The sequence below is a fragment of the Rhodococcus sp. NPDC059968 genome (genome assembly GCF_042738615.1).
Taxonomy (GTDB): domain Bacteria; phylum Actinomycetota; class Actinomycetes; order Mycobacteriales; family Mycobacteriaceae; genus Rhodococcus_F.
Window position 1 is genome coordinate 1 of sequence record NZ_JBHWUE010000067.1, and the last position, 12,920, is coordinate 12,920.

A 12,920-nucleotide genomic window follows, 5' to 3' on the forward strand; every position below is an offset into this window, starting at 1 on the left:
TGTCTCGATCATGCTCGCAGCATTCTGCACACTCAGCGCCATCTGCGCATACCGGATCGGCGACAACCGCACCGTCGACCTCAGCGACGCATGACGCCCCGCCCACACCCCTCCTTGAAAGGTGACCGAGAATGAAGCAGTCCACGTCGACGAGTGGTTCTGGTCGAACACTTGCAGAAAAGGTCTGGTCGCGGCACGTGGTTCGTCCGGGGCTCAGTCAAGAACCAGACCTCCTGTACATCGATCTCCATCTCGTGCACGAGGTCACCAGCCCGCAAGCGTTCGAAGGCCTTCGCCTTGCCGGTCGCACAGTTCGACGACCAGACCTCACGATCGCCACAGAAGATCACAACGTTCCCACTGTAGACATCCTTGCTCCGATCGCCGACCCGATCTCCGCGACACAGGTTGCAACGCTGCGTCGTAACTGTGAGGAGTTCGGCATCAAACTGTTCTCGATGGGACACGAGGGACAGGGCATCGTGCACGTCATCGGTCCACAACTTGGACTCACTCATCCGGGAACTACCGTGGTCTGTGGCGACTCACACACCTCCACACACGGTGCCTTCGGCGCACTCGCCTTCGGCATTGGAACGTCGGAGGTCGAACACGTTCTCGCTACCCAGACCCTGTCGATCCGGCCCTTCAAGACCATGGCCGTCGAGATCGAGGGAGAATTGCCTCCCGGCGTGACCAGCAAAGATGTCATCCTCGCCGTCATCGCTCGGATCGGTACCGGCGGCGGTGCCGGATACGTCCTCGAATACCGAGGCGAGGCGGTGAGGAAGATGTCGATGGAAGCGCGGATGACCATGTGCAACATGACGATCGAGGCGGGCGGTCGAGCGGGGATGGTTGCACCCGATGACACCACGTTCGCATACCTTCGCGGCCGCCGATACGCGCCGAGCGGCCGCGATTGGGATCGAGCGGTCGAGACGTGGCGGGAGCTACACACCGACGACGACGCCGACTTCGACCAAGTCGTCTACATCGACGCGTCCTCGCTGACGCCGTTTGTCACCTGGGGCACCAACCCCGCGCAGGGGCTTCCACTCGAATCTGTCGTACCCGATCCAGCGGACATGACGGACGAGCGTGAAGCAATCTCTGCCCGCAAGGCCCTCGACTACATGGGTCTATCGCCAGGGACCCCGTTGCGCAACATCGGTATCGACGTCGTCTTCATTGGATCCTGCACCAATGCCCGCATCGAGGATCTGCGTGCCGCCGCGTCGGTGCTCTCCGGCCGACGGATCGCCGACTCCGTCAGGATGCTTGTCGTTCCAGGCTCGATGTCGGTCAAAGCGCAGGCCGAAGAGGAAGGCCTCGATCGAGTGTTCACCGACGCAGGCGCGGAATGGCGTGCGGCCGGGTGTTCGATGTGTCTCGGCATGAACCCTGACCAGCTTTCACCAGGACAGCGCAGCGCGTCCACGTCCAACCGAAATTTCGAAGGGCGCCAGGGCAGGTCTGCCCGTACCCATCTGGTCTCACCGCTCGTGGCCGCCGCAACGGCGGTGCGCGGAACGCTTTCCTCGCCGACCGACCTCGTCCCCCTAAACCACGCCGAAACTCACCGACCGATCCGCGTCGGATAGGTCCAGGAGACAAGATGCACGCCTTCACCACCCACACCGGAGTCGGAACACCACTACGCGCGTCCGATGTCGACACCGACCAAATCCTCCCCGGTGAATATCTGAAAAGTGTCACCCGCACCGGATTCGAGGACGCGCTATTCGCCACTTGGCGATCGGACCCAGGATTCATCCTCAATGTCGAGCCCTTCTCTCGCGGTAGCGTGCTCGTCGCCGGTCCCGACTTCGGAACCGGATCGTCCCGCGAACATGCGGTGTGGGCACTGATGGACTATGGGTTTCGTGTCGTGATCGCTTCCCGTTTCGGTGAAATCTTCAAGGGAAACGCATCAAAGGTGGGGCTCCTTGCCGCGACTGTCGAACGGGCTGACGTCGAACTGCTGTGGAGCACGCTCGAGCACAGTCCGGGTACGGAACTGACGGTCGATCTTGGTACGCGGCTGATCTCCACGAAGGATTTAACTGTGCCGTTCACCATCGACGACTACACCCGGTGGCGTTTGATCGAGGGCCTCGACGACATAGGATTGACTCTTCGACACGAGTTCGACATCGCCACGTTCGAGGCGAGCCGATCGACCTACACACCCGCTATCCGGCGGTGATAATTCTGCACGGCATCAGGTGCCGAACTCCCCGTAGTAGAGCTGATCCAGCTGCGGACACCGTTTTGATTTAACAGACGGATACTTGCCGACCCCCCCACTTCGAAGGATCAATCATGTCTGGGCTTGATACGCCTCTCACCCCACTTCGTTTCCTCGCTCGGGCCGCGGAGGTACACCCGAACAAGACCGCAGTGATCGACGGCGATCGCACATGGACGTACGCCGAATTCGCGGCCGATGTCACCCAACTCGCGCACGCCCTGCGCGCCTCGGGAATCCGTGTCGGCGACCGGGTGGCCTATCTTGCATCCAACAGCGCCGAAATGCTGTTCGCCCATTTCGCCGTTCCGCTGACCGGCGGCATCCTCGTCGCGATCAACACCCGGCTGTCCGCCGAGGAGATTTCCTACATCTGCGATCACGCCGAGGCCAAAATCCTTATCGGTGACGCCGGACTTCTGCGAGGGCTCGGCGAACATCCGAATCTCGCCACCGTCGCAGAGATCGTCGAAACCCCAAGCCAGGACGGCACCTACGAGCAGGTTCCCGGCACCACCAGCTACACGGGGCTGTTGACCCGCGGCGACGGCGAAGACATCCCGTGGGAAGTGGACGACGAGACGCGCACCATCGCGATCAACTACACCTCCGGCACCACCGGCCGCCCCAAGGGTGTCATGTACACCCACCGGGGCGCCTACCTCAACGCGCTCGGCGAGCTGCATCACCAGCGATTCGCGCTCGATACCAGGTACCTGTGGACCCTGCCGATGTTCCACTGCAATGGCTGGTGCTCGGCCTGGGCGGTCACCGCAGCTGCGGGCACCCACGTCTGCCTGCGTGCGGTCCGCGGCGACGCGATCTGGACCCTGATCGACACCGAGCACATCAATCACATGGCCGGCGCACCCACCGTGCTTTCGCTGCTGGCGTCGGCACCTCAAGCGCACCCACTCGCGAACCCGTTGCTGATCGTTACTGCCGGCGCACCGCCGAGCCCGACGACAATCGATGAAATCCGTTCCCTCGGAGCCACACTAGTGCATGTTTATGGTCTCACTGAAACCTACGGGCCGTACTCGGTCTGCGAGGAGAAGCCCGAATGGGCCGACCTCGATCCCGGGCAGCAATCCCGTCTCCTGGCCCGGCAAGGCGTCGGCTTCCTCACGGCGGACCACCTGCGGGTGGTCCGCGAGAAGCCGGCCGATGACGGCAGCCTCACCGATGTGGACTCCGATGGCGTCGAGATGGGCGAGATCGTCATGCGGGGCAACAACGTCATGAAGGGTTACTACCGAGATCCCGCCGGCACCGCTACCGCCTTCAGAGGCGGATGGTTCCACTCCGGTGACCTCGGGGTCATGCACCCCGACGGATACGTGCAGCTACTCGACCGCGCCAAGGACGTCGTGATCTCGGGCGGAGAGAACATCTCTACCATCGAGGTCGAACAAGCGCTGATGAGTCATCCCGCCGTCGCCGACGTAGCTGTCATCGGGGTTCCCGACGAGAAATGGGGAGAACGGCCCAAAGCATTTGTCGTCCTCAATCCCGGTACCGCCGGCAGCACCGAAGAACTTGTTGCCCACGTCAAAACCAGGATCGCGTCGTACAAGGCTCCCCGTTCGGTCGAATTCCTCGTCGAACTACCCAAAACCTCCACAGGCAAGACCCGTAAGAACGAACTTCGCGACTCCGAATGGAAGGATGCCGAAAGTCATATCCAAGGCTGAAATAAGCAAATCACCACGACTGAATACCCAAGACAGAGGAAAACCGAGAAGTGCACCGTTGGCGTGATCGACAACGCTCCGCAGCTCGTGCCGCCGCCCAAGCTCGGGGCAAAGTTCGACACCGACCACTGTCCCGTGTCCAGCGTGGACCGACAACGAAGGGCACGCCCAGCAAGTGACCGAGTGACGACGCCGCCTCCCGTAATGGTCGAGCACACCAGCCAGCCGATCCTTCTATGCGGCCGCAGTTGTCATGTACCGAGAGCACACGCGCACACGACACTCCCGCCCTGCCCTCTTCGTCGAGGTCGCGTGCTGTCGCCGCTGAACCGCACGCCAATCTCACCGACACTCGAACGTGCCGAACCGTCAAGTCGAGCCAACCCGCCGTAGGTCACACATGGTTAGCTGAACCCGTGACGATCGATAGATTTGACAACACATTGAAGACGAACGATCGGAATGCGCTCGAGGCTCCTCCGGACATGGTCTCCGCTCCCGGTTATCTCCTGCGGCGGCTTTACCAGGCCTACCAGTCGGCATGGCTGAAACATGTCGATCCGGTCGCTACCGGACCTCAGGCCGCCGTACTGATGGCCGTAAGGAGTAACCCTGGCGTCGAGCAGGGAGCTCTCGGAGCATCAGTCGCCGTCGACCGATCAACTATGGCAAGCATCGTCAAGCGCCTTGTGGAACGGGGCTGGCTCGAGAGGAAAAGGCCCGCCGAAGATGGGCGTAAACGACTGCTATTCCTCACCGACGCGGGCTATGAGTCAATCGACGCGATTGTCCGACGCGCCCAGGACCTCGACATCCTTCTCATGGAGGGATATGGGCCCCTCGGCCAAGAACTGATTGTCGACCTACTGAGGTCTTTGGCAAGCCGATGGGAGACGATCGCCGAGGACTGACGTCGTCGAGACCCGTGGCGGCTATATCCCATGACCTTCACCGACCACCTCGCCGACGAGGGCATCCGGCCGTCGATCGGTTCGGTTGCCGATACGTATGGCAACGGCCTGATGGAGTGCGTGATCGGGCTCTACAAACCGAGTGCATCCGCACCTCGGTCTTCCACAGCGAGCCCTACTGGACCATCGGCGACGCTGGGTCGACTTGGTGCCTAGAACGATATGACCACTTTGCCGAAGTGCTGGCCCTTTTCCAGGTATTGCAGGGCTTCCCTCAATTGTTTGAACGGGAATCTTCTGTCGATGACCGGTTTCACGTTGTGTAGATCAAGTGCCCTCATCAGGTCTTCCGTCATTTCGCGAGAGCCGACAGGAATGGTTGCGACACGAATTTCGCGCTCTGTTGCGGCGGCCGATGAGAATTCCCCACTCAAGTTCCCGACACTCCCGACATAGCCCCCATCTTTCGTCGCACGCATCGACTGTCCGATCGTCGCCGCACCCACCACGTCCAGTACGAGATCGACGCCGCGACCGTTGGTCAGCCTCAGAACCTCTTCTTCCCAATTAGAGTTCTTCTTGTAATTGATACCGTCGCTGGCGCCCATGTCGATCAGTCGCTGGAGCTTCGCGTCGTCGCTGGAGGTTGCTATCACACGCGCGCCGCTCATCAGTGCGATTTGTAAACCCAACACCGAAACGCCGCCACTGCCCATGATCAGGACGGTATCGCCAGTCTTGACTTGGCCGACATAAACTAATGCCTGCCAAGCCGTAGCGCCGGCACAAGGCAGGCACGCAGCTTCCTCATAGGAAAGCGATGCGGGGATCGGGAGTATGTCTTCCTGATCATAAACCGCATACTGGATGGCCGTACCGTCAACATCGGCAGACTTCGCTTTCCAGCCCCGTCTATCCTTCGTTGCGGGACCGCTGTACCAGCCTTCCATGTAAATCGGGAGAACTCTGTCACCGGCCTTGAATCGACTGACCTCGACTCCGGTTTCGATCACCTGCGCAGACCCATCGGACAGAGGCACGATGGGCAAATTGGGCTTCACAGCGTAGACGCCTTTGAGGATTTTGAGATCGCGGAAGTTAAGCGAAGCAGCTTTCATCTCGACCAAGATCTGCGTCGTGCCCACTGACGGAACCTCGCGCTCGATTTCGACAAGTCCGTCATAACCTATTTCAGTGAGAACAAATCCTTTCGCAACGCGTTTGTCTGTCATCTGACTTTTCCAACTCCTGTGTGCTTCCGGTTGGGCGTAGCGTTGCTGAAATCAGCATCGGTATCGAGAATGATGTCCATCTGTCCCAGCCGTTTGTGTTGGCTGGAGATGCATCCCCGCCGACGGCACCGTTGGCCCTGCAGATATCCGACAAGCCGTTCTCCGTACACAGCGACGCCTGGTGGAGTGCAGTCGATCGCACAGGGCTGTAACAGCAAGCGCAATAGTCGTATTGATGAAAACAACAATCCTGCCACGGGCTCGCTTGCGGATGTGCATGTTCGTGCCCACAGACAACGTGTCCTCACCAGTGGCCGGTGTGGTCACCGGCGACGCACGTCGTACAGGGCGGTACCCACCGCGGCGACTGCGGATCCCCGTGGGACGGGTGGTTGGTCATCCGACCCGTGACCGCCGCCCGCCCGCCGCCTGCGCGGCAAACGCCGAGCAAGGCGCTGATGCGGGCCGACTCCCGCATGCTATGGGAACAATCGCTGTTGGCCGGCCCGGATCTGTCGATGACCGTGCGGATGAGGCGACCGATTCCCATTTCCAGATGTTTTCTGGGGTAGGTTCTTCGGGCCGAGCCCACCACTGCCTTTGTTACACAGCGGAAACTGCTTCCTCGGACACGTAGCGGTTCTCGAGAGCCCGCACATCCTGCAAACCAACCACAGAAGTGAAATCCTCGAAGCTCGGAAGTCCAGCCAACGACGCCGCCGTAGGCGTGCCGTGTTCCTTCAGGTCCGCCAGGTAGGAACGTGCACGCGCGGTTGCTGCGAGCAGGGTTCCAATCGGATAAATGACCATTGCAAACTGAAGTTCCCGCATTCGCTCGAATGTGAGAGGGGGCGTTTTCCCGCCTTCGACCCAATTGAAGACAAGAGGCATCTCGGCCGCGAGTTCTCCGGCCAGCAGCTCGATGTCTGCCTCGCTGGTCGGTGCCTCGACAAACAACGCGTCAGCGCCGGCTGCATGGTATGCCCTAGCTCGCGCGATTGCGGCGTCCACACCGTCGACTGCGATAGCGTCGGTACGTGCGATCAGTACCGTGTCCGGATTGCGCCGTGCGTCCACGGCGGACTGAATCTTGCCGATCATCTCGCCTGCCGACACGAGTGCCTTGCCGCTCATGTGCCCGCACTTCTTCGGGTTCACCTGATCCTCGAGCTGAATCGCAGCAGCCCCGGCCTGTTCATAGACACTCACAGTCCGAGCTACGTTGACGACATTTCCGTATCCGGTGTCAGCATCAGCGATGACAGGGATATCGACGGCGGAGACCAAGCGACGTGTTTGATCAGCCATTTCGGTTCCAGTCAGCAAGCCGACATCCGGCATCCCCAGTAGCGACGCCGTCGCACCGAAACCGGTCAAGTAGACAGCGTCGAATCCCGCAAGTTCGATCAACCGCGCCGTGAGTCCGTCGTATGCGCCGGGCGCGATCACGGGTCCAGTTCGCGGTGCTTCCTCGAGTGCCTGTCGCAACCGACGAGGCGCCGGTACCGTTTCCCGACTCAACATATTGGCCATGCTGTTCCCTTTCGCTAGATGTATTGCACGCATTGGAATTTGACGCGGAATAGATTGGGGCGAGCAACATCGCCACGCCGTGGATCAGGGCATCGAGATGACACGACACGCTTTGCGACGGACCGGTCTACCGATGGATAAGAGCTGACCTCTCTGCCAGTCAACGAGATACGCGGCCGTCAATCGCGTCGCGTGCCCGTGACACGCCCTCGTTCACGTCTGGCACTGGTTGCGGTACTAGCCTTCAAGACCGGACAGGGCGTTAACCCTGGCGATGGCCTCATCCAGATGGCATACATCCGCATACTTCGCATCGAGGTCGCGGAGGTTCGACTCGTGCAGCTCCGGACTCCGGTCTGCACACGTCTCGCGAACCACCTGGGGCCTGAAACCGTGGTTGAGGGCATCGGTGGCCGTAGCTCGCACGCAACCGGATGTGGATACGCCGCCGACCAAGACGGTGTCGACGCCGGCAGTGTGCAGAGTCGACGCCAAGGACGTTCCGAAGAAGGAACTCGCATAGTTCTTCGTTATGCGCACGTCTCCGGGTTCGGGCTGCAGCACGAGTTTGCCACCGCGCTCGGGAGCACCCTTTGCGAATGCGGCCAGTCCCGGCACTTTCTTGCCGAACAGGCCCGCGTCCGACATTGTCTCGTCGTACCTGACGTCCGTCCAGACGATGGGAAAGCCCGCTCGACGCATGACACCGACGAGCGTTTCCGTCGCTTCGACCACTGCCTCCATCCCGGGCAGCGAGAACATGCCGTCCGCATCGGTGTATGCATGCACGAGATCCACGACGATGAACGCTGGACGGCGCCCCCATCCCACCCGCCCGGAGAAGGGCGCGGTGAGCGAAACAGTTGCGGCACTTTCGGTCCGGGTCACGACACGGTCTCCGCTCTGGACGGCCGGCTCAGCAGCATCTGAGCCTGCTTCTGTAGTGCTTCGGGATGCAACGGGAGCTCATTGAACTCCGATTCGAGGGCATTCGTGACCGCATTCGCCAGGCATGCGCCGGCCGCGATGGTTCCACCCTCGCCGACTCCCTTGGCACCGATGATGCCGTCCGGCGCAGGGACCGGAAGATGCCGGACGGTGACGTTCGTCAGCTCGCTCGCCGTCGGGATCAGGTAGTCCATGAAGGACCCGGCCAGGGGCTGTCCCTCAGTGTCGTACTGGAACGACTCGTAGAGAGCCCCGGCGATACCCTGGGCGATGGCCCCCTTGGTCTGCCCTTCGACGACAAGAGGATTGATGACCCGCCCACAATCTTCGGCCACGACCCAGTCGAGAATCTTCACGAAGCCTGTCTCCGGATCCACCTCCACGCGGCAGGCGTGTGTCGCGTACGAGTACAGGACGGTCTCGGCCTCATACGTCCGGCCGAGCGTGAAGCGCCCCTCCGGCGCCTTGGCTGCCAAGCTCCGAACAGATTCGGACACCGTCGGGTCATCGACGACGAAGACCAGACCGGACCGGATCTGCAGGCGATCAACCGGAACATCGAGCAGTGCCGCCGCGTCCTCCAGTAGGCGACCCTTGAGTTCCTCGCCGGCCTTGATGATCGCCCCGGAGGTGACCGACGCACTCCGCGAGGAGCCGGTTCCTGTTCCGTCCACCTCGCCGGAACCCGTGTCACTCTGGATCACATCGATGTCGTCGTAGTCGAGCCCACTGGCGTCGGCCAGGACCTGCGAATAGGTCGTGGCACTGCCCTGTCCGATGGACGGGCTCGATGTCCAGATCTTGGCCCGCCCGTCCTGCCCGAGGCTGAGCTGGCAGCTGTCCCATCCCTTCATCGCCGTCATGCCGCGCTGCTTGAAGAGCTTGGAATTGTTCCCTGTCCACTCCACGTAGGTGGAGATGCCCAGGCCCAGGATCTTCCCGTCGTCACGAGCCGCCGCCTGCTCTGCCGCGAAGTCGTCCACACGCAGCATTTCGGCAGCCGCCTCGAGAGCAGCCGGGTAGTTACCGCAGTCGTACTTCTGGTCCGTGACCGTCGTGTAGGGAAGTTCCTCCGGCGTGATCAGGTTTCGCCGGCGGATCTCGACGGCGCTGATCCCGACCTCCTTGGCGAGAATGTCCATGATCCGTTCGTGGATCAAATTGGCGACGGGTAGTCCCACGCCACGATACGGTCCCGCCGGGCAGGTGTTCGTGGTCACGGCACGGCCGCGGGCACGATAGTTCGAAAGACGGTAGGGGCCGGGGGTCATGGCAAGCACCCCGGCCGTCTCGAGTACGTGTGTGATCGGGAAGACCGAGTACGCTCCGCCATTTCCCAGGGAGTCCAACTCGATCGCGAGCAAGTTGCCGTTGGCGTCCGCCGCAGCACGAACCTTGACCTCGAAGTCGCGTGCGTGCGCAGAGGCGATGAGATTTTCCGCGCGGTCCTCGACCCACTTGACGGATCGATCGAGCTTGACGGCCAGCCAGGCCACCACGAGCTCCTCGGGGGAGACCACGCTCTTGAGCCCGAACCCACCTCCGATGTCGGGGCACTTGACTCGCACCCGGAACCCGAAGAGGTCCCTGACGCATTCCATGAGCGCATGCGGGAACTGGGTCGAGGACCAGAGCACGACTTCACCGTCGTCGACGTACGCCGCTGCACCGCGCCCCTCCATCGGCGACGGAACAACCCGGGGGTGCCGGAAGACGCGCTCGACGACATGGGCGGCCTCGTCGAAGGCCCCGTCCGGGTCACCCACTTCGATCAGGCGGTCGAAGAGCACGTTCGAGGTGATCTCCTCGGACTCGTGCAGGATCGGTTTGGACGGATCCAGCGCATCGGCAATGTGGCTCACGACCGGTAAGGGTTCGATGTCGACGTCCACCTGACCGGCGGCATCTTCGGCGATGTAGCGGGAGGTCGCCACGACCGCGGCGATAGGTTCGCCCACGTAACGCACCCGCTCGTGCGGGAGAATGGGACGCGGAGGCTTGCTCGCGTTCGCGACAGGCGTCACCAGGTCGGGGACGTCGCCGAGGTCTTCGCGCGTGAAGACACCCACCACTCCTTCCATGGCTGCGGCATGCTCGCTCCGGATTTCCTTGATGATGCCGTGCGCGATGGTGCTCCGCACATACACGACATGGAGTACGTCGCCGGGCAATCGGACATCGTCCAGGAAGGTTGCGGTACCGGTGAGGAGTGGGCGGTCTTCAACGCGAAGTGTTGCCCGTCCCACCATCCCCGAGGGTTGTTCAGGACTGGCATTCATGACATCAACTCCGCCGAAACCTGTTCGGACGGAAGGTCATCCGTGGACCCGGTCGACTTTCGGGCGGCACGCAACGTGTCGAGAGCCTGTGTCACCGCCTTCACGATGCTCTCGTATCCGGTGCACCTGCAGAGGTTGCCCGAGAGTGCCTCGCGAATTTCTTCCTCGGTGAATTCCTTGTTCTCGAGGAGCAGCGGCTGCAGGGCCATCAGGAAACCTGGCGTGCAAAAGCCACACTGAAGCGCATGATTCTCGTGGAAGGCCTGTTGGAGCACGGTCCAGTCGTCGTCTGTGCCTGCCACGGCCTCGACCGTTCTGACGTGGCAACCTTCGGCCTGGACTGCGAACATCAGACACGACCGAACGGGCGAGCCGTCGACCTCCACCGTGCACGCGCCACACACGCCGTGCTCGCACCCGACATGGGTGCCGGTGAGCCCGGCTTCGTGCCTGATGAAATCCGATAGAAGCGTCCGCGGCTCGACTTCTGCAGTGAAGTCTTTGCCGTTCAAGCTAGTGGTCATGGCGCGGAGTTGCATCGCGGCCCTCCTTTGCTCTTTCGACTGCTTTGTTTATTGCCCGGCGCACGACCACCCCGATGAGTGATCGTCGGTACTCGGCGGAGCCGTGAAGATCTCCCGAGGGTTCGCTGGCTTCGCGCGCAAGTTGAACAGCCGCCTCGACAGCAGCATCGTCGATGACGCTTCCTGTCAGGCGCTCCTCGGCTCGGGGGACCCGCAGCGGTGTCTGCGCCGCGCCGAGAAGCGAGATCCTGGCGTCCGAGCACGTGCCCTGTTCGTCGACCGTGAGGACGACGGCTGAACCGGCAAGGCCGAAGTCGCCGTTCCGTCGTGAGATCTCTTCGAATGCGTACCCGTGACCGGCAGGGAGCGGAGGTACACGGACCTCTACGAGTAGTTCGTCCGGCTCCATGGCGGTAGTCATCGTTCCCACGAAGAAGTCCTGCGCGGGGATGCACCGCTCGCCCCGGCTGCTGGAACGCGCCACGATGGTCGCATTAAGGGCGGTCAATGCGACCGGCAGCTCGGCAGCCGAATCGGCGTGCGAAACACTGCCACCGATTGTTCCCCTGTTTCTGATCGCGGCGTGCGCCACCCAGTGGACGGCCTCCTTCAACAGGGGCCATCGGCGCTCGATCAGCCTGGACTTCTCGAGGGTGGCGTGCCTGGTCAGGGCACCTATGTGCAGATTTCCGTCAACGGATCTGAGGTACGCGAGATCAACCAATCTATTGATGTCGATCAGGCGCTCAGGCGACGCCAATCGGAAATTCAGCACCGGGATGAGGCTTTGGCCCCCGGCAAGGATCTTCGACTCATCCGGATCCTCAGCGAGCATACGGAGCGCTTCGTCAACGCTGTCCGGCCGCAGGTAATCGAACCTCGAAGGCTTCACGAGCCCGCACCCCGCATTCGTTCCTCGCCCCGAACCGCGCGGATCGCACGCCAGATCAAGTAGGTGAACAAGGCTGTCCCTCCGAAGGTACCGAGTGGGAGAATGACCCGCTTCAACCTGGGGTCGATGACAGTCTTCGCGGCCCCAGGCGCCACCGCAAGTGGTGCCGGGTTCTGAGGCGCTGCAGCGCCGGGAGCCGGCCAGGTTCTACCGGTGTCCTCGCCGAGCAGCGCAACGGCGCTGGTGCCGAATGCCGAGAGCCTGTCGGAGACGGTCCGCTCGATCTCCGCGTAGGAGCGGCGGTTGCCGATTCCTGCCATGCTGAGACAGGAATTCATCACGAGCGCAGTTCCCTCGCCCTCGACGGTTACATCCAGATCCACGATCAGAGACGCAAGGCCCCGTCCATCGACCTGACGCGCCTGCGCCTCGTACCGCAGACTGCGTCCATCCTGGTCGAAGTCGATGAGGCGCAGCCCGAACTGATAGATGGCCACCGCTGCTGGGTCGTCGCTGGTGAAAGTGCCCCGCAGCAGTTCATCAGCGTCGCCGGTTTCGAACCTCACGTCAGGCACGCACTCGGCCAGAAACTCTCGGTCGGCGAGAGCGTTGAGCGCCTGGTCGCTCGACACAGGCAATGTCGCATGAAACGGAGT

The 12,920-nt window shown here is 62.0% G+C and carries 11 protein-coding genes; 4 read left to right on the forward strand and 7 right to left on the reverse strand.

What is annotated here, in order from left to right; all coding sequences use genetic code 11:
- Positions 1-131: 131 nt before the first annotated feature.
- The 4 genes from leuC (at position 132) to ACFWAY_RS37355 (ending at position 4,856) form a co-directional block, all read left to right on the forward strand.
- Positions 132-1,604: a 3-isopropylmalate dehydratase large subunit gene (leuC, locus tag ACFWAY_RS37340; protein WP_378514089.1), complete on the forward strand. Its 1,473-nt coding sequence runs from the start codon at positions 132-134 to the stop codon at positions 1,602-1,604.
- A gap of 14 nt (positions 1,605-1,618) precedes the next feature.
- Entirely contained in the window at positions 1,619-2,209 is a 591-nt protein-coding gene (gene leuD, locus ACFWAY_RS37345; RefSeq protein ID WP_378514090.1) for a 3-isopropylmalate dehydratase small subunit, read from the forward strand.
- 116 nt (positions 2,210-2,325) lie between these two features.
- Complete coding sequence (locus ACFWAY_RS37350) at positions 2,326-3,945, forward strand: AMP-binding protein (protein ID WP_378514091.1); 1,620 nt, start codon at positions 2,326-2,328, stop codon at positions 3,943-3,945.
- Positions 3,946-4,361: 416 nt separating this feature from the next.
- Positions 4,362-4,856 carry a MarR family winged helix-turn-helix transcriptional regulator gene (locus ACFWAY_RS37355; RefSeq protein WP_378514092.1) on the forward strand — a complete coding sequence of 165 codons (495 nt, stop codon included), beginning with the start codon at positions 4,362-4,364 and terminating at the stop codon, positions 4,854-4,856.
- Positions 4,857-5,068: 212 nt separating this feature from the next.
- On the opposite strand, the gene ACFWAY_RS37360 is transcribed toward ACFWAY_RS37355, so the two are convergent.
- The 7 genes from ACFWAY_RS37360 to ACFWAY_RS37390 form a co-directional block, all read right to left on the reverse strand.
- The gene (locus ACFWAY_RS37360; RefSeq protein ID WP_378514093.1) at positions 5,069-6,088 is read right to left on the reverse strand and encodes an NAD(P)-dependent alcohol dehydrogenase; all 1,020 of its coding nucleotides are present in this window, start codon (positions 6,086-6,088) and stop codon (positions 5,069-5,071) included.
- 603 nt (positions 6,089-6,691) lie between these two features.
- Entirely contained in the window at positions 6,692-7,537 is an 846-nt protein-coding gene (locus tag ACFWAY_RS37365) for an oxaloacetate decarboxylase (protein ID WP_378514094.1), read from the reverse strand.
- A 321-nt stretch (positions 7,538-7,858) separates the two neighbouring features.
- A complete protein-coding gene (locus tag ACFWAY_RS37370) occupies positions 7,859-8,509 on the reverse strand; it encodes an isochorismatase family protein (RefSeq protein WP_378514095.1) in 651 nt (216 codons plus the stop codon).
- Positions 8,506-10,848, reverse strand: coding sequence for a xanthine dehydrogenase family protein molybdopterin-binding subunit (locus ACFWAY_RS37375; RefSeq protein ID WP_378514096.1), 2,343 nt, complete (start codon positions 10,846-10,848; stop codon positions 8,506-8,508). The genes ACFWAY_RS37370 and ACFWAY_RS37375 overlap by 4 nt, the downstream gene beginning before the upstream one ends.
- A complete protein-coding gene (locus ACFWAY_RS37380) occupies positions 10,845-11,387 on the reverse strand; it encodes a (2Fe-2S)-binding protein (protein ID WP_378514097.1) in 543 nt (180 codons plus the stop codon). The genes ACFWAY_RS37375 and ACFWAY_RS37380 overlap by 4 nt, the downstream gene beginning before the upstream one ends.
- Positions 11,362-12,264 (reverse strand): FAD binding domain-containing protein, encoded by a 903-nt coding sequence (locus ACFWAY_RS37385; protein WP_378514098.1) that lies wholly within the window; start codon positions 12,262-12,264, stop codon positions 11,362-11,364. The genes ACFWAY_RS37380 and ACFWAY_RS37385 overlap by 26 nt, the downstream gene beginning before the upstream one ends.
- A complete protein-coding gene (locus ACFWAY_RS37390) occupies positions 12,261-12,902 on the reverse strand; it encodes a hypothetical protein (protein WP_378514099.1) in 642 nt (213 codons plus the stop codon). Before ACFWAY_RS37390 ends, ACFWAY_RS37385 begins: the two co-directional genes overlap by 4 nt.
- Between the last annotated feature and the right edge of the window lie 18 nt (positions 12,903-12,920).